The sequence below is a fragment of the Mycobacterium sp. NPDC004974 genome, from assembly GCF_053600815.1.
The window spans coordinates 76,555-97,845 of sequence record NZ_JBSGAQ010000001.1 but is presented as its reverse complement, the minus strand read 5'-3'; the positions used below and the strand labels follow the sequence as shown (position 1 = coordinate 97,845).

Here is a 21,291-nt window from a genome sequence, read left to right as displayed (position 1 = left end):
TTCGACCGGCGTCGAATCATTCCGCACCTAGCGTGCGGTTATGGCACCACAACCCTCGCCCGTCCTCACGCTGATCGCCGCCTACCTCGGGCTGTTCGTCGGCCTGGTCGACGCGAACGCCGTCAACCTGGCGCTCCCCGCGATCGGCAGTGACCTCGGCGGCGGGGTGACCGGTGCGCAATGGACCATCGACGCCTACAACGTCACGTTCGCGGCGTTTCTGCTGACCGCAGGATCGCTCGGTGACCGGTTCAGCCGGCGCCGGATGCTGCGGATCGGGTTGGCGACCTTCGTCGCGGCGTCGATTGCCTGCGGGCTGACCCCGTCACTGACGCTGTTACTGGTGGCACGGGCGGTTCAGGGACTGGGTGCGGCGATGATGCTGCCGCAGGGTCTGGCCATCGCCGCCCTGAGCGCCCGCTTCGGCATCGACTGGGCGGGTTGACGCGCGCGTTCGAGAATCGTCGATCCGCTGTCGGCGCCGCACTGACCAAGCACAATCGAGGCGTGGTCCAGATCCCCCGACATCTACGTACGGTCTGCGCTGCTTTCGTCGGCGCAACGCTCACACTCGGCCTGGCCGCACCGGCGACCGCCGAGCCCAACGGCACCGCGCCCTCACTGCCGGCGTTCGTGCCCCAACCCTCGGACTGGTCACCGAACTACACGGTGTTCCCCTACAACCTGTGGCAGGTGCGCGTCACTGGAGAGCAGATCGACGCCCAGCGTGAGTCCTGCCAGTGGTTCAACGCCCAATACGGCACGTTGATGAGTCAGATCGTGGGTTTCCAGAATCTCCTGGGCGGGCAGCACGACTATTGGACCGCACCCGGCGTGCAGGCCGCAGGCAACGCCGTGAAAGCCAACGTCGATCAGTCGGCGGCGTTCCTCGATCCCCGAGCTCACACCCTGTACATCACCAATTACCCCGACCAGAGCCAGTATTCACCGCTGTACAACGGTGATTCGATCTATCACCTGTGGTATCAGCTGACCCAGATCAGCGACAAGATCCAGAAACAGCAGCCGGCCGGGGTGATCAACGCCAACATCGCCACCGCGAATGTCTACGGGAACGTGATCCGCGATTCCGGGGTGTGCAACGGGGCCTGAGCGGCCCGGTCAGTTGCTGTTGGCCGCCTTCTTGCGCTCGATGTCGGCCAGTGCCGCGGCGAGCTCGGCGCGCTCGGCGGCCGACGTCTCCCAGTCCAGCTTGCGGTTCTTGACCACCCTGGCCGGCGCCCCGACCGCAATCGAGAAATCGGGGATCTCACCCTTGACCACAGCGTGGGCGCCCAACACGCAGCCGCGGCCGATCGAGGTGTTGCGCAGGATGGTGACCTTGGCGGCGATCCAGGTGTCCGGGCCGATGCGCACCGGGCCCTTGATGATCCCCTGGTCTTTGATGGGCATGTCGATGTTGTCCATCTTGTGGTCGAAGTCGCACACGTAGCACCAGTCGGCCATCAGCGCGGAGTCGCCGAGCTCGATGTCGAGGTAGGTGTTGATGACGTTGTCGCGGCCCAGCACCACCTTGTCGCCGATACGCAGCGAGCCCTCGTGGCAGCGGATGGTGTTCTTGTCGCCGATGTGAACCCAGCGACCGATCTCCATCTGCGCCAGCTCCGGCGTGCACTGGATCTCCACACCCTTGCCGAGGAAGACCATGCCGCGAGTGATGATGTGCGGGTTGGCCAGCTTGAACTTCAACAGCCGCCAGTACCGCACCAGGTACCACGGGGTGTAGGCGCGGTTGTCGATCACCCATTTCAGCGACGCCTTGGTCAGGAAGTCGGCCTGGCGCGGATCACGTAGCCGGGAGCCCCGCCAGCGTTTGTGAATCGGGGCGCCCCACATCGTCGTCATGGCCGGACAGCCTACGCGAGGCCAACAGGCGCGTTACCAGGTCCTGCCGCGCGGCCGGGTACCCTCACCTGGGCCACTCATACCTGCCCCATGCGTGTTCGGCGACGAAAGGACATCGTGTTCCGGCGATACCTTGCACTGGCGGTCGCGGTGCTGTTCACAGGCCTGCTCGCCGGTTGCGAGAACACCGATTCCTGGGTGGAAGCGCACGCCGCACAGGGCTGGTCAGCGCAGTACGGAGACGCCGCCAACAGCAGCTACATCCGATCCCGCGGCCCCGAGGCGCTCCGCCTGGAGTGGAGCCGGTCGGTCAAGGGTGAGCTGGGTGCCCAGGTGGCACTGAGCACGGATAATCGCCTGGCGGTCAACGCGCAGACCGCCGGGGGCTGTTCGTTGATGGTGTGGGAGGCCGACAACAACGCCCGCCAGCGCTGGTGCACGCGATTGGTGCTGGGCGGTGGCTGGTCCAGTCCCCTGTTCGACGGCTTCGACAACGTCTATGTCGGGCAGCCCGGCACCATCCTGTCCTTCCCGCCGACACAGTGGATCCGCTGGCGTCAACCGGTGATCGGCATGCCGACCACGCCCCGGCTCCTCGATGACGGCCAACTGCTGGTGGTCACCCATCTGGGCCAGGTGCTGGTGTTCGACGGGCACCGCGGCACGGTCGAGGGAACACCGCTGGATCTGGTTTCCGGTGTGGACCCGACCGATTCGCAGCGTGGTCTGGGCGACTGCCAGCCGGCCCGGTCGCGGTGCCCGGTGGCGGCCGCACCGGCCTTCTCCCATCAGGCCGGCCTCGTGGTGCTCAGTGTGTGGCAGCCCGGGGCCGAGGCGCCCGTGCTGATGGGGCTGCGCTACCACCCCGGCCAGGCCACTCTTCTGACCCAGGAATGGACCAGCAACGCCGTGGGCCGCGGACCGCTGGCCAGCCCGGTACTGTCCGCCGACGGTTCGACGGTGTACGTCAACGGCCGTGACCAGAAGCTGTGGGCACTCAACTCTGCCGACGGCTCGCCGAAATGGTCGGTGCCACTGAACTATCTGGCCCAGACCCCGCCGTCCGTGTCGCCGGAAGGGCTGATCGTGGCCGGGGGCGGACCGGAGGCCAAGCTGACCGCGGTGCGCGATGCCGGAGACCACGGCGAGGTGGCCTGGACCCGGGACGATGTGGTCCCGCTGACCACATCGAGTCGCGCGGACGGTGTCGGCTACACGGTTGCCCGCGAGGGCGGACACGGCCAGACCCTGTTGGTGTTCGACACCTCCGACGGGCACACCCTCAATGCCTATCCCGTTCCGGAGGCCACCGGCTGGCCCGTCGGGGTATCGATCGGGAACGACCATCGGATCGTCACCGCGACCAGTGACGGCCAGGTGTACGGGTTCGCGCCGGCCTGATGACGCGTCAGGCGCGATCTCGCGCGTCAGGCCAGGAGTGCCGCCACGGCTGACCGCGGGACGTTGGCCTGGCTGGCTCCGGCGGCCTCCGGCAGCAGTTCGCCCTGCCCGAAGTAGAAGATCACCGAGTCGTCGGTGATCGCGAAGTTCTGGTAGTGCACCGGGTCCAGTCCGACGGTCGACGGGATCGCCAGTTCGACGCCGGACTGTTTCTGCAATTCGCGCTGGACGATCGGGAAGATCACGTCCAACGGCTTGGAGCCCGGCTTGAACAGGGTGTCGAAGGTGATCGGTGCCCGCGTGGCCACGTTGTAGTTGAACGTCTTGTACCAAGTCTGCGGGTGGGCGCCACCGACGTTCTGATACACCTCGAACACCAGGCTCTGGGTGCGGGCAGGCGTCCCGGAGCTGTAGGCGGTGCCCTTGGCGTCCAGGACGTAGGGCTGATCGCGTGAGCCGGGCATTCCCGACACGTTGACGAAGCCGTCGCGGGTCTGGATCAGGTAACCGGCAACAGCCTGCTGATCGGGGTACCCGAGCGGGAACGTGTAATCCAGTGTGTAGGTGGCATTCGCGGTGTGCACCTGACATATCTCGTCGCCGTCGACGGTTCCGCCGAGGTCGGCGCAGGCCGACTGCGCAGCTGCCACCGATATGCCGAGCCAGCCGAGCAGCGCACCGGCTGCCAGCAGCGCTGTCACAGGGGGAATTCGCATCGTCAGTCGTCCTCGCAGGCGATCAACTCACACCGGTTGAACCACCGGCGTGTTTGGGACCAGGTTACTTGGCGGTTATCGCGACGGGCGACAAATGAATGCCGTTGCCCGGCTGGCCGCCCCGGAACCGAGCCGCGCGATCACCACCGCCAGGTGCTCGGTGCCACGCAGCCGCATCCGGGCCCGCAACGCATCGGGATCCACGTCCAGGCCGCGAACCAGAATCTCCAGCGCCCCTACCGACCGGGCCGCCAGTGCGGCGCGCAACCGCCGCTCCTGGAAATGCAGCTGCTCGAGGACCTCGAAACCGCGCACCCCGGCGGGCAACTCGTCACCGGACAGGTAGGCGATATCGGGGTCGAGCTGCCACAGGCCGTGCCGCGCCGCATAGTGGCGCACCAACCCGGCACGCACCACCGCACCGTCGGGGTCGACGATCCAGCGCCCCGCCGGGGCCACGGAGCAGTCGTCGGGTTCGGCGTCGCTGATCTCTTCACGGGTTTCGAGCATGCTGGCCCGCCGGCGTACACCGGGTTCGGTCAGACCGGGCGACCACAGGCAGGCTTCGCGCACGCTGCCCCCGACCGAAGTCACCTCGATCTCACCGCCGAAACCCATCTCGGTGAGCGCGTCGAAATCGATTCCCGGAGCGCACTTCACCACGAGGTCCCGGTCGCGGTAGACGTCCAGGACCGCGTCGAGCGCCGGGGTATAGGCCCGTGGGTCGAAGCGGCGCCGTCCGCCCGACCGGCGGGCCGGATCGATGATCACCACCGTGTCGCGGGTGACCGGCGCCAGCGCGTCGGCACGGCACAGTGGGACAGCGGGACCGCCGTCATCAAGATTGTTTGCGGCCATCGCCAGCCGCACCGGATCGAGGTCGCTGCCGACCAGCTGTGCTGCGCAATCACGCAGTGCCACAAGCTCACTGCCGATCGAGCAGGTGGCATCGTGCACCCGGGCCCCGGCCAGCCGGCGGGCCCGATGCGCGGCCACCGGCGCGGCCGTGGCCTGTTGCAGCGCCTCGTCGGTGAACAGCCACTGCCCCGGGTCGTCGAACTTGGCCGCGGCCCGACGCCTCAGCTGTACGGTCTCCACCAGAATTCCGGCGTGATCACCGAATTGTGTTCGGACAGCGGCGATGTCGCTGACCAGGCTGGCCCCGGTGAGGCGGCGCCCGGCCACCTCATCCAGGGCCTGCGCTCCCGCCTGCGACCGCAGATATGCGACGTCGGCGGGATCGAACACTATGACGGCTTGACCCCGGTGACCATCACGTTGTAGAACCAGCCCTTGGGCACCACGCGGCGCCACACGTTGGAGTCGACCCAGCTCAGCGTGGTCCAGCTGTTGAACGCGAACTTGGCCCAGCCCCAGCCCAGACGCCCCGGCGGCACCGCGGCCTCGAAGGTGCGGACCGGCCAGCCGAGCATCGCCGCGGTGAATTCCTCGCTGGCGGTGCGCACTTCGACCGCACCGGCGTTGGTGGCCATCCGCTCCAGATCGGCCGGATCGAAGGTGTGCAGGTCGACGACGGCTTCCAGCGCCGCGGCGCGGGAGGACTCGTCGAGTTCGGCCTGGGGACGGCGCCAGCCGCTCAGCCAGGGCAGCTTGGTCAGGTTGGTGGTGGCGTGCCAAGTCAGGGTGGACAGCTCCCGGGCGTACTTGTTGCCGACCGTGGTGGGCTCACCGGCGAAGACGAAACGGCCGCCGGGCTTGAGCACCCGGACCACCTCACGCAGCGAGAGTTCGACGTCGGGGATGTGGTGCAGCACGGCGTGCCCGACCACCAGATCGAACGTGTTGTCCTCGTAGGGGATGCCCTCGGCGTCGGCGACCCGCCCGTCGATGTCCAGGCCGAGCGACTGACCGTTGCGGGTGGCGACCTTGACCATGCCCGGGGACAGATCGGTCACCGAACCGCGCCGCGCCACACCGGACTGGACCAGGTTGAGCAGGAAGAACCCGGTACCGCAGCCCAGCTCGAGGGCCCGGTCGTACGGCAGCTCGCGCTGCTCGGATTCGGGGACGATCGCGTCGAACCGGCCGCGGGCGTAGTCGATACACCGCTGGTCGTAGGAGATCGACCACTTCTCGTCGTAGGTCTCGGCTTCCCAGTCGTGGTAGAGCACCTGCGCGAGCTTGCTGTCGTGCATCGCGGCCTCGACCTGTTCGGCCGTGGCGTGCGGGTTAGGAGTCGGCATGCCAGCTACATCGACCGCCGCGTCAACGTCGGCGCCGGAATCCTTGATGTCAGTCATGCAGGGCAGCCTAACGGCCCGGGTGGGGTGGGCGTCAGGGCCGGTCCACCACTCCGTCGACGGCGGCCTTCGCCGCGGCCAACACGTCCACCGGATGGTCGACGAATCGCCGTGCCCAGGCCAGTGCCTCGTCATAGACGTGATCGGGTGCCACCATCTGGTCGATCAGCCCGAGTTCCAGCGCCTCCTCGGCGCCGACGAACCGGCCGCTGAACACGAGTTCCTTGGCCTTGCTGGCCCCGACGACCTTGGCCAGCCGCGCACCGCCGCCGGCGCGGGGCGCCAGACCGGCCAGGATCTCCGTTGCACCGAATTTGACGTTGTCGCCGCTGACCCGCCAATCGGCGGCCATCGCCAGGCTCAGCCCGCTGCCCAGCGCGTAGCCGGTGATCGCGGCCACCGTGGGCTTGGGGATGGCGGCCACGGCCTCGATGCACTGGCGTAGCGCAGCGTCGGCGGCGGCGGCCTCACCCGTGTTCAGCGTGCGCAGTTCGGGAACGTCATCGCCGGCGCAGAAGATCTCATGCCCGCCGAACAGGATCACCACCGAGATGTCGGTGCGCTCACCCAGCTCGTGGGCCGCCGCGATGATCTCGCGGTACATCTGCCGGGTCAGGGCATTGGTGGGTGGCCGCGACAGCATCAGGGTGCCGATACGGTCCTGCTCCGGCGCCGCCCCGGTGATCGCGTTGACGAACTCGTTCACTGAACCGATTCCCCGGCAGCTTCGCTGCTGCCCGCCGAACCCGATCCCTCGGCCGCCCCGCCGCGGCCCAGCGGGGCCCGGTGGTTCCTGGCCGCGTTGTACCGGCCGCTGTCGAAGAACTCGATCTGCCAGCTCCCCTCGCCGAGGGAGAGGTTGGGTTCGGTGGCGACGATCTTGCGTTCGGTCGCCAGCACGTCGGCGACCGAACGGCCGTGGAGGGAGTTGAGCTGGGTCCAGGTCGGCGGCAGCAGGAACGAGTTGCCCTGCTCGAAGTCGTCGAGACCGGCTTGCGGGGTGCTCCAGAACGCCCGGTCGGTCTCGGTGTTCTCGCCGTCGGCCCGCTGGCCCTCGGGCAGGGCGCCGACGAAGAAGAACGTGTCGTAGCGGCGGGTGCGTTCCTCTTTGGGAGTGATCCAGTTGTCCCATGGCCGCAGCAGGTCGGCGCGCAGCACGAGTTTCTCGTCCCGCAGAAAATCGGCGAAGGACAGTGAGTGGTTGGCCAGGGCGGCACGCGCCTCGCCATACACAGAGGCGTCGGACACGATGCCCGGGTCGCCTGGTCCGCTGTGCGGCCCGGCGAACAACACGCCGGATTCCTCGAAGGTCTCGCGGGCCGCGGCGCATACCAGCGCCTCGGCCAGCCCGGTGTCCACGCCGAGCCGCTGTGCCCACCAGTCCGGTTCGGGTCCGAACCAGGCGATGTCGGCATTGCGGTCGCGGTCGTCGACTCCCCCGCCCGGGAACACCATCACCCCGGCGACGAACTCCATCGCCGCATGCCTACGCATCATGAAGACTTCGATATCCGGCGCACCTCCGCAGTGCACATCGCGGACCAGCATCACCGTGGCCGCCGGCCGGGGCACCAGTGGATCGTCGGGGGTACTGCTGCTCATTCACGCCTCCTGTGCGCCGCTCGGGTCCTGGTTCGCCGGGCGAAGTAGCGCCCGTCGATCGTGTCCAGGGCGATCGACTGACCGAACGCCTTGGAGAGGTTCTCAGCAGTCAACACCTCGGTCAGCAGACCCGAGGCCACCGCCTTGCCCTCCGACAGGATCAGCGCGTGGCTGAACCCGACCGGAATCTCCTCGACATGATGGGTGACCAACACCATGGCCGGCGCATCGGGGTCGGCAGCCAGATCGGTCAACCGGGCTACCAGCTCCTCGCGGCCGCCCAGGTCGAGCCCGGCCGCCGGCTCGTCGAGCAGCAGAAGTTCGGGGTCGGTCATCAGTGACCGGGCGATCAGGACCCGTTTGCGCTCACCTTCCGACAGGGTCCCGTAGGCCCGTTCGGCAAGATGTTCGGCACCGACGCTTTCCAGCATGTCGATGGCCTGCGCGTAGTCGACGTCCTCGTAATCCTCGCGCCAGCGGCCCAGAACGGCGTAGCCCGCCGACACCACCAGGTCGCGCACCACCTCGGTGTCGGGGATCCGCTGGGACAGCGCCGAGCTGCTCAGGCCGACCCGGGCCCGCAGCTCGGACATGTCGGTGCGCCCCAACCGTTCACCGAGCACGTAGGCGGTGCCTGATGACGGATGTTCGGTGGCGGCGGCGATCCGCAGCAGCGAGGTCTTGCCCGCCCCGTTGGGGCCGATCACCACCCAGCGTTCGTCGAGTTCGACGGCCCAGGTGATGGGCCCGACGAGGGTGTTGCCGCCACGCCGCAGGCTCACCCTGGCGAAGTCGATCAAGAGGTCGGGGTCGGTTCCGTCTTCGTCGTCGCCGATTGTCGAGTCGGTACGTTCCCCTGAGGCCACTCGCTCATCGTAGTGACCGGTTCCCGATCCGCCCGGGCACGTCCGCCGCTGAAATCGTGGAACAACAACGACCGTGGCATCAGCCGCAGGAACAGCTGCACGAGCGGCCCGATCCCGAACGCGTAGATGACGGTGCCGATCCCGACGGTGCCGCCCATCAGCCAGCCCACCGCCAGCACGGTCGCCTCAATTCCGGTGCGCACCAGACGCACCGACAACCCGGTGCGGGCGACGAGTCCGGTCATCAGGCCGTCCCGGGGTCCGGGGCCCAGGCCGGCGCCGATGTAGAGCACGGTGCTGATGGCGTTGAGCACGACGGCGCCGGTCATCATCGCGATGCGCACCGGCATCGCCGACGGCGCGGGCAGGATGGCCAGCGTCGCGTCCACCATGACGGCGATGACGATGACGTTGGCGACGGTCCCGATCCCGGGCCGGTTCCGCAACGGGATCCAGGCCAGCAGGACGACGACGCCGACGACGGCCGAGGCCATTCCGAGGGACAGCGGGGTGTGCCGGGTCAGGCCCTGGTGGAAGACGTCCCACGGATCGAGGCCGAGCCCGGCACGCACCATCATCGCCATCGACGCGCCGTAGCCGCACAGGCCGATCAGGAGCAGGGCACCGCGTTTGAATGCGGTCCTCATGCGTGGTCAGGGAATCGGACGCGGATCGCGTCGAGCTCGCTGCGCACCCGGCGGGCGTCCACGTCGCGGTCTCCGGGGTAGTTGCCGGGGTCGTACATACGGCGGAGATTCTCCGCCAGTCGGGAAATCCAGTTCCGGGCCATGCACCCATGATCTCGACCATCTGGCTTGCCATTCAATATCCAGTTGACACATACTGGCCTCATTATGTCGATGGATATGGCGGCTAGAGCCCTCGACGTGGACCTGTTGGCCCGCGAACTGGGTAACTGGCGCACCTCCAGCCAAAGTGGCCCCGCCTATCTCGGCCTGGCCGACGCCATCCGGCTGCTCATCGTGGACGGCCGGGTCCCGGTCGGGTCACGCATTCCCAGCGAACGGGCGCTGGCCGAGTCGTTGCGGGTGTCGCGCACGACGGTCACCGCCGCCTTCGCCCAGTTGCGCGACGACGGCTACCTGCACGCCCGCCGCGGGGCCCGCAGCATCACCGCCCTGCCGGCCGCCGGCCACATCGGGCCCGACGCCACCACACCCACGGTCAGCCTGGCCGCCGCCGCCCTGTCCGCGCCCGGCACCGCTGTACTGGAGGCGTTCGCCGAAGCCGCTCGCGATATCGCGCCGTATCTGCGCGAGCCCGGTCACGAACTGATGGGTGTCGGACCGCTTCGCGCGGCGATTGCCGAAAGATATTGCGCCAGAGGACTACCCACCGATCCGAGCCAGATCATGGTGACCAGCGGAGCCCAGCACGCGATCGGGCTGATCCTGGCCAGCCACACCCAGCCCGGCGACCGGGTACTCGTCGAGCAACCCACCTATCACGGCGCGCTGTCGGCGATCTCGACCGCGGGAGCGCGGGCGGTGCCTGTCGCACTCACCGGGGACGGCTGGGAGCTCGATGCCGTACAGGCCGCGCTGCGGCAGCTCGCCCCGAGCCTGGCCTACCTGGTTCCCGACAGTCACAACCCGACCGGTTTCACCATGCCCGCAGCGGAGCGAAAGCGGTTGGGGCAGATCATTTCCGACACGCGCACCCGCACCATCGTCGACGAATCGATCATCGACATGTGGATTGACGAGGCGCCTCCCGAACCGCTGGCGGCCTCGGTCCCCCGCAACGATCTGGTGCTGACCATCGGCTCGATGTCGAAATCGTTCTGGGGCGGTCTGCGGGTCGGCTGGATTCGCGCCGAGCGCGGCACGCTGGCCACCATCGCCGCCATCCGGCCTTCGGTGGACCTCGGTACCCCGATCCTCGAACAACTCGCCGCGGCAAAGCTACTCGAGATGCACGCCGAGGTACTACCGGAACGGCGCGAGATCCTGCGCGTCCGTCGGGAGTTCCTGGTGGCGCTGCTGGCCCGTGAGCTTCCGGACTGGCAGCCCGGGCACGGCCGCGGCGGGATGTCGCTGTGGGTGAAGCTGCCCGCGCCGATGAGCACCGCGTTGTCGGCCGCCGCGATGCGGCTGGGCCTGGATGTGCCCGCCGGCCCGCGGTTCGGGGTGGACGGCACGCTGGAACGGTTCATCCGGCTGCCCTATGCGCTCCCGGAATCCGAACTGGAAGAGGCGGTGCACCTGCTGGTGCGGGCCTGGCACAGCATCACCGGCACGCTCAGCGCGCAACCGCAGACGCTGGTGGTCTAGTCAGCGATCAAGGCTGCTGCGACATCGCGTAGCACGTGCTGTAGTGCTCGATGGTGCACGGAATCCCGTTTACCGTCGGCAGCTGGCCCGGCTGGTTCGTGATGTTGGTCCCCCCGGCGCTGGGCGCCATCACCGGCGGTGCCACTGCACCCATCCCGCCGCCGGACGAACCGGCCACGCACACACCCTCGAACTTGGTCTGCACCGTTCCCGACGGGCACCGCTTGGCCTCCGCCGGGGCCGCGACCGCCAACTGTCCCAGGACTGCCGCAACGGCGAACGCGCCAACCACGACCGTGTGCTTCAGGTTCGCCATGCCCACACCCTACTTCAGGGTGCCTGCCGGTTCACCCTTCCCGACGTCAGTCCTCGGGGATCTCGACGCGACGCAGCATGCCGTCCTGGGCGTCGGCGGCCTCGATCTCACCGCGGGTGACGCCGAGGATGAACAGCACGGTGTCCAGGTAGGGATGGCTCAGCGACGCGTCGGCGACCTCACGCAACGCAGGTTTGGCGTTGAAGGCGACGCCGAGGCCGGCTGCCGCCAGCATGTCGATGTCATTGGCCCCGTCCCCCACGGCCACGGTCTGTTCCATGGGCACGCCGACCTGCTGGGCGAAATCGCGCAGTGCCTTGGCTTTACCCGGTCGGTCGATGACCTGGCCGATGACCCGTCCGGTCAGCTTGCCGTCGACGACCTCCAGTTCGTTGGCCGCCACGTAGTCCAGCATGAGTTCGTGCGCCAGTGGCTCGATGACCTGGCGGAAACCGCCCGACACCACGCCGCAGTGAAAGCCGAGCCGCCGCAGGGTCCGGATGGTTGTCCGGGCGCCGGGCGTCAACTCCACCTGATCGGCGACATCGTCGAGCACCGAGGCCGGCAAACCGGCCAGGGTCGCGACCCGGCGGTGCAGCGATTCGGCAAAATCCAGTTCGCCGCGCATCGCGGCTTCCGTGACGGCGGCCACCTGGGCTTCCATGCCGGCCCGGGCGGCCAGCATCTCGATGACCTCGCCCTGGATCAGCGTGGAGTCGACGTCGAAGACGATGAGCCGCTTGGCCCGCCGTGCCAGGCTGTAATCCTCGAGCGCGATGTCGACACCTTCGTCGACCGCCACCTGGGCCAACGCCGTTTGCAGCTGGCTGTACGCGGCCCCCGCAGGCACCGACACACGGAGTTCCAGGCCCGTCACCGGGTAGTCGGACACCCCGCGGATCGTGTCGATGTTGACGCCCAGACCTGCGACCGCACGGGCCACCACGCTGAACGACTCAGCAGTGATCGGACGGCCCAGCACCACGATCGTGTGGGTCGACGGCTCGCGCATGACAGGCATGTCGTCACTGCGCTCGATCGTGACGTCCAGGCCGAGCCGGTGGATCGCCGTCTCGACGTCACTGCGCAGCGCATCGCCGTCGACCAACTCGACCGGTGCCGCGACCAGCACACCCAAGGTGAGCCGGCCGCGGACCACGACCTGTTCGACGTTGCGGAGATCCACCTGATGGCGGGCGAGCACCTCGAACAGCGCCGATGTGACACCGGGCTGATCGACTCCGGTGACGGTGATCAGTACTGACGAGCGCTCTCGTGGAGCACCGGTCATCGAAACATCCTCGACGTGCTCACCCCCGGATGCTGCCACCCGTCAGCTGGAGCGGTCCGCAGACTCGAGCTCTGGGTGATGCGCGCGGCCCACGTGGGCCTCGGCGCGCATCCGCTCGACCATGTGCGGGTAGTGCAGCTCGAACGCCGGTCGCTCCGAACGGATTCGGGGCAGCTCGGTGAAGTTGTGCCGCGGCGGCGGGCAGGAGGTCGCCCACTCCAGCGAGTTGCCGTAACCCCAGGGGTCATCGACCGTCACCGGCTCGCCGTAGCGCCAGCTCTTGAACACGTTCCACACGAACGGCAGGGTCGAGATGCCCAGGACGAAGGCACCGATCGTGGAGACGACGTTGAGCGTGGTGAAGCCGTCGCTGGGCAGGTAGTCGGCGTAGCGGCGCGGCATGCCCTCGTTACCGACCCAGTGCTGCACCAGGAAGGTGAGGTGGAAGCCGATGAAGGTCAGCCAGAAGTGCAGCTTGCCCAGGCGCTCGTCGAGCAGACGTCCGGTCATCTTCGGGAACCAGAAGTAGATGCCCGCGTAGGTGGCGAACACGATGGTGCCGAAGAGCACGTAGTGGAAGTGCGCGATGACGAAGTAGCTGTCGGTGACGTGGAAGTCGATCGGCGGGCTGGCCAGCAGCACGCCCGACAGGCCACCCAGCAGGAAGGTGATCAGGAAGCCGACCGAGAACAGCATCGGCGTCTCGAACGTCAACTGGCCCTTCCACATCGTTCCGATCCAGTTGAAGAACTTGATGCCGGTCGGGACCGCGATCAGGAACGTCATGAAGGAGAAGAACGGCAGCAGGACCGCGCCGGTGGCGTACATGTGGTGCGCCCACACCGCGATCGACAGGGCCGCGATGCTGATGGTCGCGTAGATCAGCGTGGTGTAACCGAAGATCGGCTTGCGGCTGAACACCGGGAAGATCTCGGACACGATGCCGAAGAACGGCAGCGCGATGATGTACACCTCGGGGTGACCGAAGAACCAGAACAGGTGCTGCCACAACAGGACACCGCCGTTGGACGGGTCGTAGATGTGCGCGCCCAGGTGGCGGTCGGCGGCCAGACCGAACAGCGCGGCGGTCAGGATCGGGAACGCGATCAGCACCAGGATCGAGGTCACCAGGATGTTCCAGGTGAACACCGGCATCCGGAACATCGTCATACCGGGCGCACGCATGCAGACCACGGTGGTGATCATGTTGACGCCACCGAGGATGGTGCCCAGACCACCGACGGCCAGACCCAGGATCCACAGGTCACCGCCGGCACCCGGCGAGTGGATGGCGTCGGTCAGCGGCGAGTAGGCCGTCCAACCGAAGTCCGCGGCACCGCCCGGCGTGATGAAGCCGCCCAGGGCGATCAGCGCGCCGAACAGGAACAGCCAGAACGACAGCGCGTTCAGCCGCGGGAACGCCACATCGGGCGCGCCGATCTGCAGCGGGAGCACCAGGTTGGCGAACCCGAACACGATCGGGGTCGCGTAGAACAGCAGCATCACCGTGCCGTGCATGGTGAACAGCTGGTTGAACTGCTCATTGCTCAGGAACTGCAACCCAGGCATCGCCAGCTCGGTACGCATGAACAGCGCCATCAGACCGCCGATGAAGAAGAAGGCGAAGCAGACGACGCAGTACATGATGCCGATCAACTTGTGATCGGTCGTCGTGATGAGCTTGTAGATCAGGTTGCCCTTGGGGCCCATCCGTTCCGGAAAAGGACGACGTGCCTCGAGTTCTCCGATTGGGGGCGCTTCGGCTACCAAGAGATCCTCCAAAGATTCGTCGGGAAATCCCGCATATCGACCTGAATCCTAACGCTCCCGGCGGCCTGTGCGCCCGTGGGTCCTACAAACCGTCGTACTGAGTCGCTCCCTGGAGTCGCGACTTTCAGCCGCGAGGCCCTGACCAGCGATAAGACGATGAATGCTACCGTCGCCCGGTGCTGACCAACCGACCCCGCGCCACCGTCGCGGTGATCGCCGCGGCCGCGACACTCGCCAGTGGGTGCGGCTCTGCCGAGCAGACGCAACAGGCGCAGACGTCGATGACCACCAGTGTCACCAAGATCGCCGACGCCGGCGTGCTGGGTAATCAGCGCCGCCCCGACGAATCCTGCGCGGCCGAGCCGGCCGCCGCCGATCAGTCGGCACGAGAGGTCCGCAACGCGCGCGCCGAAGGTGCCGATATTCCGGAGTCCACCGAGGTGCGTGGCGACCCGCAGCGCATCGTCGCGCTGTCCGGGGACCAACTGGATGCGCTGTGCGCGCTGGGCCTGCAGTCGCGCATCGTCGCGGCGGCACTTCCGGATGGTTCGTCCGAGCAGCCCTCCTATCTGGGGGCCGTCGTGCACGGGGTCGCCCCGGCAGGTTCCCGGAACGCGCCGGACCTCGAGGCCATCAAGTCGGCCAACCCGGAGCTGATCCTCGGTTCCGCGAGCCTCACCCCTGCATCGTTCGGCGCGCTGTCGGCGATTGCCCCGACCGTGTTCACCGGGGCGCCCGGGGCCGCCTGGCGCGACACACTGCGCGCGGTGGGTGAGGCGACAGGTCGCCGGGACGCCGCGGCCGACCTGATCGCGAAGTTCGACGACGCCGCCCGCGATACCGGCGCGCAGAACGACGCCGGGCATTTCCAGGCGTCGGTGGTGCAACTGACCGAGAACAGTGTCCGGGTGTATGGCGCCGACACCTTCGCTGGCAGCGTACTGGCCGCGGTGGGATTGGATCGCCCTGCCGCGCAACGGTTTACCGACAAACCCTACGAGGAGCTCGGCACCGCCGACGCCGATTACCGCAGCGCCGATGCGGATATCGTCTACGTCTCGTTCGCGTCCGCGGCAGCCAAGGACAACGCACCCAAGATCCTGGAAAGCCCGGCCTGGCGGGCCCTGTCGGCGGCCAAGGACAACCGGGTGTTCGTGGTGAACAACGAGGTCTGGCAGACCGGGCAGAACATCGTGGCCGCCCGCGGCATCCTTGATGACCTGCGCTGGGTGAACGCCCCGATCAACTGATCCGGCCGTCGACTCCGTACACGGCCTGTTGGCCGAATTGGCCGGTGGCCAGCGACCCGTCGGGTAGCACCAGTTCCCCGGCCTGCATGCGGCGGCGCAGATACGTGAAGGTCTGCGCGGTCTGGGCGAACAGATGCTCACCGGCTCGCAGCGCCGGACGCCGCGAGCCGTCGCCCGTGACGAACCGGGGCAGCGGTTTCACCTCGGTGTGATAGTCGACGTTGAAGAACAGCGGGAACGAATAGCGCTCCTGCGCGACTCGGCGCACCCGGTGACTGGTCGCCACGAATGTTCCGTTGGTCCACAGTTCGAGCAGATCGCCGATGTTGACGACGAACGTCCCGTCCAGCGGCGGCACATCGATCCACTCGCCGGCGCCATTGAGCACCTCCAGGCCGGGCGCGGTGGGTTTGAGCAGCGTGAAGCACTCGTAGTCCGTATGCGCGCCGATGCCCTGTCCGTCCTGCGCGTCCGCGTTGTACGGGTAGTGCATCAACCGCAGTTGGCTGGGCGTTTTCGTGGTGTGCCGGGAGAACACCTCGGGGTCCTCCCCCAGCGCCACCGCGAACGCCCACAACAGTTGCCGGCCAACATCGATCGCAGCCTGGTAGTACGCCGTCACCGCTTCGGCGAATCCGGGGAGTTCGGGCCAGGTGTTCGGTCCGAGCATCGGGTTGCCCGCCAGATGGTCGGGGTCGTCGGCCGGCAGGTCCAGTGCGGTGTCGAAGGCTTCCTTCAGGTCGGGCGGGCTGTCGGATTCGAGACCTTCCTCCCCTACCGGGACGTAACCGCGGTGACACTGGGACAGCCCGATGTAGCTGCGCATCTTCTCCTCCATCGGCAGGGCGAAGAACTGCTTGGTGACAGCGAGCATCCGGTCGAATACCGCTTCCTCGATGCCGGATCCGCTGATGTAGAAGAAGCCGACCTCTCGGGCCGCCGTGCCGATCTCGGCCGCGACCCGTTCCCGCTCGTCACGCCGCGCCGAACGCAGCCCACTGATGTCGACGATCGGCACGGACATGAACGCCGCCAACGATGATGTGCCACTCACAGATTCACTGTCCCTTCAGTTCGTTCCACGACCCAGCGCACGCCGTTGGCCTGAATCTGCTGACCTTCCAAGTCGATCGCGAGTGCGGCCCATCGCGGCCCGCCCACCGTGTCGATCACCACCTCACCGGCGCCCAGCCACGCGAAGATCGGGCCGACCCGCACCAGGATGGCCTGGCCTCCGTCGGGCGCCCGCAGGAAGAACCCGCCGCGCGGAGTCGTCGGACCGAGCTCCCGCACCCAGTGCTCGACGTAGTCCTCATGCACCCCGGTCTCGATCAGAGTGTCTCCTTCCCAACGCATCTCACCCTCGTCGGGAGCCGGGCCCGACGGCACCAGCTCGACATCACGGCGCCAGGAGAAGACGGTGCCGCGCTGGACCAGCTCACCGCCGAAGCCCCGAGAGTCGACGTAGGCGCTGCCGGCCTGCAACCACGCGATGTCTGTCCCGGTGTCACGTGATCCGTCGGCCTCGATCAGCAAGGTGCGCCGCCACAGTCCGGCACACTCCGCGGCCATCACCGGCTTCATGAGAATTCCTGTTCCAGCCCGTGGGAAACCGGACCGAAGCGCTCGTGAAAGTGCTCGGTCAGCCCGGGCCACACCTCCGGGTCATGGCCGGGAATCAACTGATATCCCTTGTCGCGCGCCAGCTTCTTGAGCTTGCGGATCGGTTCGACCGTTTCCTCGGGATCGACGTCGATGAACCCGCCGATCGGGAGTTCGTGCTCGATGTTCTCCGTGAGATCTGCGGCATCGAACGCGAATACGAACCCGCCGCCGCCGACTGACTCATCGAGCTCCACCGCGAAACTCTGATGCCCCGGCGTGTGTCCGTACGTCGGGATCGCGGTGACGCCGGGTGCGATCGTGGCCTCGCCGTCGGCCAGCCGCCAGTCGATGTTCGGATCGTCGAAGTCCACCCGGACGATCGCATTGCGTTCCGGCTCAGGGTGGTTGGACAGACCGTATTCGAGCTCACGGCGTTGGGCGTGCACCGGGACCTTGCCGGCGAACAGCTTGAGCCCACCGGCATGGTCGTGGTGCAGATGGCTCACCGCGACGGTGTGGATGTCGTCGAAGTCGACTCCGACCTCGGCGAGCCGTTGCTCGATCGGCTCGCCGGGCCCCGGGAGCACCGGTCGGTACTCCACGGTCGGGAAGAACCGGCGATACAACGCGGGGTCACGCACGAGTGCGGTGTTGAACCCCGTGTCGAGCAGCACCCAGCCGCCATCGGTCTGAAGCAGCACGCCCGGAACGGGTTCACGCATGCGCTCCGCGGCCGGCGCTCCGTACACCGACACCGATTTCGGCAGTTCCTCCCAACCCAGGGTGAGCAGAATGATGTGGCGGACTCCGCTCCTGCGGACCAGCGTCGCCATCAGCCCACCGACAGCGCGGCGAGCCGCAACGAATTGGGGTTGGTAACCACGTGGGACTGTTCGACACCCTTGAGCCAGGGCTGGGCCACCATGAAGTCGTTGACGTCGGCGATGTTGAGCCAGCAGCCGGTCTTCACCGCTTCCAGCCCGGCCCGTGAAAACACCGCGGAGTCACCGGTGGGCAGGCCACCGGCCAACGCCTCGGTGACCGGCGGTGCCGAGCAGCCCAGATAATTCAGGCCGCCGTCGGCATCCCACGTGATGTGTCCCCAGGTGTACGGCGACGGGGCGTCGGGCCACGCCAGCGCGGTGAAGATCTCCGGAGCCGATTGACCGTCGGTGCCGACCCAGCCGTAGATTTCTGACGTCGGGTAGGCCTGTACCTTGGCGGTCAATCCTGCAGCGGCAAGTTGTGTCTGAAGCAGATTGCTGACCAGTTGATTGTCTGGATTGCTCGAGTCGTAGCCGATCGTGATCGCTTTCTGGTCGGCGGGCAGTGCCCCTGCGATGCCGCTGAGCACCGACGGATCGTGAGCCACGGCCTGATTGGCGAAGTCCGAGGCCATCATGTTGGGCGGATAGATCTGTCCGGCCACATCACCGCGCCCGAAGTACGTCTGCTTGACCAGCTCGTCGACGTTGATCGCCTGCAGCACCGCAGTGCGGTTCTTGGCGTCGGCCATCATGCCCTTGTGCGGGTTCACGTAAAGGTAGTTGGACATCATGGTCGGCAGCGAGTAATTGGCGAACGCCTTGTTGTCCAGGTACGACTGGACCGCTGACGAGGGCAGGTCATGCAGGATCGCGGCGAGCTGCCCGTTGTTGAACTGGAGTTGTTGGGCCGAAACGTCGGTGATCACCGGCATCTCGACCTTCTCGAAGTACGGCTTGGCACCCCAGTACTCCGGAAATGACGCCAGTGCATAGCGTGATCCGACCTCCGCCGCGGTGAGCGTGTACGGGCCGGTCCCCAGATCGTGATTCGTCAGATAGCTCTGTGCGTGATCGGAGCCCGCGTTCTGCTGCAGGCCCTGAGGACTCAGCATCCTGGGCCCGTAGGCGCACGCCAGGTAGTCGAGGAAGGCCGCGTTGGGCGCCTTCAGCGTGATGGTGACGTCGTAATCACCGTGTGGGGTAACCGATTCCACGTCCTTGACCATGTAGGCCGGCCCCTGATTGACCGCCAGCCTGCGATCGAACGACGCCTTGACAGCCTCCGCGGTGAACGGGGTGCCGTCATGGAACTTGACGCCCTGGCGCAGCTTGAAATCGAACACTCTGTTGTCCGGCGATGCTTTCCACTCGGTGGCCAGCAGAGGTTCCAATACGGGCTTGTCGGTTCCCGCCTGGTACTGCAGCAGCCCCTCGTAGATATTGGTGGTCAGCAGCAGGCCCTGGCCGGCGTAGTAGATGTCAGGGTCGGGTGGCTGACCGGGGTCCTGCAGGAACGAAAGGTGCAGCACCTTGTCGGTCGGTGCCGCGCTGGGTGTGCCGCTCCCGGAATCCGAACCGCCACAGGCGCTCAGCATCAACGCCGCCACCGCACTCACGGCGGCCATGGTCGTCCATCGGTTGATCATCGTGCGGCTCCTTCGAGAACGGGCTGGGACGTGGCGAATTCTGTGAAGGCGGCCAGGATCTCGTCGGAGGTTCGTAGCGCACCGGTCTGCAGGTACTCCATGGCGTCGAGCGCGGCATCGTGCCGGTACTGCGACGACCCGCCCACGCAGTCGGTGACGACGCGCACGTAGAAGTCACGCTGGTGGGCGTCGGCGAAGGTGTAGTGCACACACACGTCGGTGAGTCCGCCGATGAGGATGAGCGTCGACGCCTTGAGACCGGACAGGACGATCTCGAAATCCGTTCCGATGAACCCGGAGTAGCGCCGCTTCACGATGTGGAACTCGTCGGGCAGTGGCCGCAGGGTCGGTTCCAGGTCGGTGCCGGGCTGGCCCTCGACGCAGTGGACGCCCTCGGTGCCGTCTAGCTCGCGGCCGAAGTCGATGCCGCTGGGCCGGTGGACCTCCTGGAAGAACACCACCGGCACATCAGCCGAACGCGCTGCGGCGAGCAGCTTCTCGGCGACGGTGACGCGCTCGGCATGACCGGGCATCACCGGAATCCCGGCGTCCTGGGCCGACATTCCACCGCCCTCCTGTATGTCGACCACGACAAGTACTGGATTACCCACGATGAGTGGCTGTTTGGGCACCTAACCTCCTATTACTGCGATACGGGGATCGGCTGCCGCCTGGAGCAGGTCCACGGCGGTGTTGATGACTACATAGAGCGCACCCAACATCAAGGTGACGCCCGCGATGGCCGGGAAGTCGGCAACCGGGATGCTCTGGGCGATGTACTGGCCGATTCCCGGCCACCCGAAGACCTGCTCGACGACGAGCACGCCCGAGAACATCAGGCCCACTTGAAGACCCGTCATCGACAACGCAGACCCGACGGAGTTGCGCAGCACGTGCCGCGTCATGATCTGGCCCTCCGACAGCCCCTTGGCCCGGGCGGTCCGTGCGTAGTCGCTGTCGATGTCGGTCATCAGGCTGCTGCGCAGTACCCGCCCGATCGCCACGGCCGGGCCGATCGCGATCACGAGGGCCGGCAACATCAGGTGCTGTACGGCATCGGCCACCACGTCGAACCGGCCGTGCAGGAGGCCGTCGACGGTGAGCAGGCCCGTCGGCCCGGTAGGTGGATTCGACACCGCGATGCGCCCATTGGCCGGAACCCAGCCCAGCTCCTGGTAGAACACGATCAGCCCGAGGATGCCGAGCAGGAACATCGGCGCCGCGGCACCGGTGAACAGCACCGCCCGAAGCACCTGGGCACCCGGCCATTTCAGCGTGGTGCTGAAGGCCAGCAGGGCCGCCAGCACCAGCGCGATGGCGATCCCGAAGATCGCGAGTTCCAAGGTGGCCGGCAGGAAGCTGCCGAGGTCCGACAACACCGGGTGACGGGTGCGGTAGGAGGTTCCGAGATCACCGGTCACCGCATTGGTCAGGTAGTGCCAGAACTGCACGAGCACCGGCTGGTTCAAGCCGAGTTCCTCGCGTCTGGCGGCGACCGCCTGGGCCGAGGCCTGTGCACCCAACTGCGCCTTCACGGGGTCCAGCGGCGAGACGTGCTGGAGCACGAACATCACTCCGGTAAGGGCGATCAGGATGGCGATCATCGCACCCAGCCGGGAAGCCACGAAAGTCTTCATTCG

At 67.2% G+C, this 21,291-nt stretch carries 23 protein-coding genes; 5 read left to right on the top strand and 18 right to left on the bottom strand.

Translation table 11 applies throughout. The annotated features are described in order from the left end of the window. The first annotated feature begins 40 nt into the window (after window positions 1–40). Both ACWEFV_RS00505 and ACWEFV_RS00500 read left to right on the top strand, forming a co-directional pair. Window positions 41–445, top strand: a complete 405-nt coding sequence (locus ACWEFV_RS00505) for an MFS transporter (protein ID WP_450068689.1) — start codon at window positions 41–43, stop codon at window positions 443–445. Window positions 446–516: 71 nt separating this feature from the next. Further along, window positions 517–1,113 (top strand): hypothetical protein, encoded by a 597-nt coding sequence (locus ACWEFV_RS00500; protein ID WP_450069242.1) that lies wholly within the window; start codon window positions 517–519, stop codon window positions 1,111–1,113. Between the two features lie 9 nt (window positions 1,114–1,122). Here ACWEFV_RS00500 and ACWEFV_RS00495 read toward each other — a convergent pair whose 3' ends face one another. Next, on the bottom strand, window positions 1,123–1,866 hold the full coding sequence (locus ACWEFV_RS00495) for an acyltransferase (protein ID WP_135453542.1): 744 nt from the start codon (window positions 1,864–1,866) through the stop codon (window positions 1,123–1,125). A gap of 117 nt (window positions 1,867–1,983) precedes the next feature. On the opposite strand from ACWEFV_RS00495, the gene ACWEFV_RS00490 reads away from it, so the two are divergent. Next, window positions 1,984–3,267, top strand: coding sequence for an outer membrane protein assembly factor BamB family protein (locus ACWEFV_RS00490; protein ID WP_135459951.1), 1,284 nt, complete (start codon window positions 1,984–1,986; stop codon window positions 3,265–3,267). Between the two features lie 26 nt (window positions 3,268–3,293). Here ACWEFV_RS00490 and ACWEFV_RS00485 read toward each other — a convergent pair whose 3' ends face one another. From ACWEFV_RS00485 to ACWEFV_RS00450, 8 genes are all read right to left on the bottom strand, one after another. Further along, complete coding sequence (locus tag ACWEFV_RS00485) at window positions 3,294–3,983, bottom strand: esterase (RefSeq protein WP_450068688.1); 690 nt, start codon at window positions 3,981–3,983, stop codon at window positions 3,294–3,296. Window positions 3,984–4,058: 75 nt separating this feature from the next. Next, entirely contained in the window at window positions 4,059–5,231 is a 1,173-nt protein-coding gene (locus ACWEFV_RS00480; RefSeq protein ID WP_450068687.1) for a THUMP-like domain-containing protein, read from the bottom strand. After that, window positions 5,231–6,187 carry a class I SAM-dependent methyltransferase gene (locus tag ACWEFV_RS00475; RefSeq protein WP_135459949.1) on the bottom strand — a complete coding sequence of 319 codons (957 nt, stop codon included), beginning with the start codon at window positions 6,185–6,187 and terminating at the stop codon, window positions 5,231–5,233. Before ACWEFV_RS00475 ends, ACWEFV_RS00480 begins: the two co-directional genes overlap by 1 nt. A 91-nt stretch (window positions 6,188–6,278) precedes the next feature. Further along, window positions 6,279–6,959: an enoyl-CoA hydratase gene (locus ACWEFV_RS00470; protein ID WP_450069241.1), complete on the bottom strand. Its 681-nt coding sequence runs from the start codon at window positions 6,957–6,959 to the stop codon at window positions 6,279–6,281. After that, a complete protein-coding gene (locus ACWEFV_RS00465) occupies window positions 6,947–7,846 on the bottom strand; it encodes an NUDIX hydrolase (protein ID WP_167857787.1) in 900 nt (299 codons plus the stop codon). Before ACWEFV_RS00465 ends, ACWEFV_RS00470 begins: the two co-directional genes overlap by 13 nt. After that, complete coding sequence (locus ACWEFV_RS00460; protein ID WP_450068686.1) at window positions 7,843–8,712, bottom strand: ABC transporter ATP-binding protein; 870 nt, start codon at window positions 8,710–8,712, stop codon at window positions 7,843–7,845. Before ACWEFV_RS00460 ends, ACWEFV_RS00465 begins: the two co-directional genes overlap by 4 nt. Next, window positions 8,643–9,359: a membrane protein YczE gene (gene yczE, locus ACWEFV_RS00455; protein ID WP_450068685.1), complete on the bottom strand. Its 717-nt coding sequence runs from the start codon at window positions 9,357–9,359 to the stop codon at window positions 8,643–8,645. Before yczE ends, ACWEFV_RS00460 begins: the two co-directional genes overlap by 70 nt. Next, window positions 9,356–9,502, bottom strand: a complete 147-nt coding sequence (locus ACWEFV_RS00450; RefSeq protein WP_167857786.1) for a hypothetical protein — start codon at window positions 9,500–9,502, stop codon at window positions 9,356–9,358. Before ACWEFV_RS00450 ends, yczE begins: the two co-directional genes overlap by 4 nt. Window positions 9,503–9,566: 64 nt before the next feature. Between ACWEFV_RS00450 and yczR the strand changes: the two genes are divergently transcribed. After that, window positions 9,567–11,006 carry a MocR-like transcription factor YczR gene (yczR, locus tag ACWEFV_RS00445; protein WP_450068684.1) on the top strand — a complete coding sequence of 480 codons (1,440 nt, stop codon included), beginning with the start codon at window positions 9,567–9,569 and terminating at the stop codon, window positions 11,004–11,006. A 7-nt stretch (window positions 11,007–11,013) separates the two neighbouring features. Here the strand turns inward: yczR and ACWEFV_RS00440 are convergent, their stop codons facing one another. Genes ACWEFV_RS00440 through ctaD form a run of 3 tightly spaced genes read right to left on the bottom strand, consistent with a single transcriptional unit; the run spans window position 11,014 to window position 14,383 of the window. Then, the gene (locus tag ACWEFV_RS00440) at window positions 11,014–11,322 is read right to left on the bottom strand and encodes a hypothetical protein (protein WP_036439478.1); all 309 of its coding nucleotides are present in this window, start codon (window positions 11,320–11,322) and stop codon (window positions 11,014–11,016) included. 46 nt (window positions 11,323–11,368) lie between these two features. Beyond that, window positions 11,369–12,613: a phosphoserine phosphatase SerB gene (serB, locus tag ACWEFV_RS00435; RefSeq protein WP_450068683.1), complete on the bottom strand. Its 1,245-nt coding sequence runs from the start codon at window positions 12,611–12,613 to the stop codon at window positions 11,369–11,371. Between the two features lie 42 nt (window positions 12,614–12,655). Beyond that, window positions 12,656–14,383: an aa3-type cytochrome oxidase subunit I gene (gene ctaD / locus ACWEFV_RS00430; RefSeq protein ID WP_135453536.1), complete on the bottom strand. Its 1,728-nt coding sequence runs from the start codon at window positions 14,381–14,383 to the stop codon at window positions 12,656–12,658. Window positions 14,384–14,559: 176 nt separating this feature from the next. Here ctaD and ACWEFV_RS00425 point away from each other — a divergent pair, with 176 nt between their 5' ends. After that, on the top strand, window positions 14,560–15,633 hold the full coding sequence (locus ACWEFV_RS00425) for an iron-siderophore ABC transporter substrate-binding protein (protein WP_135453535.1): 1,074 nt from the start codon (window positions 14,560–14,562) through the stop codon (window positions 15,631–15,633). Here the strand turns inward: ACWEFV_RS00425 and ACWEFV_RS00420 are convergent. From ACWEFV_RS00420 to ACWEFV_RS00395, 6 genes are read right to left on the bottom strand one after another with little or no spacing between them, the layout of a single operon-like run. Then, complete coding sequence (locus ACWEFV_RS00420) at window positions 15,626–16,657, bottom strand: isopenicillin N synthase family dioxygenase (RefSeq protein WP_135459947.1); 1,032 nt, start codon at window positions 16,655–16,657, stop codon at window positions 15,626–15,628. The two genes, ACWEFV_RS00425 and ACWEFV_RS00420, sit on opposite strands and share 8 nt — an antisense overlap. A 26-nt stretch (window positions 16,658–16,683) precedes the next feature. Beyond that, window positions 16,684–17,217 (bottom strand): hypothetical protein, encoded by a 534-nt coding sequence (locus ACWEFV_RS00415; protein ID WP_135453534.1) that lies wholly within the window; start codon window positions 17,215–17,217, stop codon window positions 16,684–16,686. Continuing rightward, a complete protein-coding gene (locus ACWEFV_RS00410) occupies window positions 17,214–18,071 on the bottom strand; it encodes an N-acyl homoserine lactonase family protein (protein WP_135453533.1) in 858 nt (285 codons plus the stop codon). Before ACWEFV_RS00410 ends, ACWEFV_RS00415 begins: the two co-directional genes overlap by 4 nt. Next, complete coding sequence (locus ACWEFV_RS00405; protein ID WP_135453532.1) at window positions 18,071–19,651, bottom strand: ABC transporter substrate-binding protein; 1,581 nt, start codon at window positions 19,649–19,651, stop codon at window positions 18,071–18,073. The genes ACWEFV_RS00410 and ACWEFV_RS00405 overlap by 1 nt, the downstream gene beginning before the upstream one ends. Beyond that, window positions 19,648–20,283, bottom strand: coding sequence for a cysteine hydrolase family protein (locus tag ACWEFV_RS00400; RefSeq protein ID WP_135453531.1), 636 nt, complete (start codon window positions 20,281–20,283; stop codon window positions 19,648–19,650). Before ACWEFV_RS00400 ends, ACWEFV_RS00405 begins: the two co-directional genes overlap by 4 nt. After that, a complete protein-coding gene (locus tag ACWEFV_RS00395) occupies window positions 20,284–21,288 on the bottom strand; it encodes an ABC transporter permease (protein ID WP_135453530.1) in 1,005 nt (334 codons plus the stop codon). Window positions 21,289–21,291: the final 3 nt, after the last annotated feature.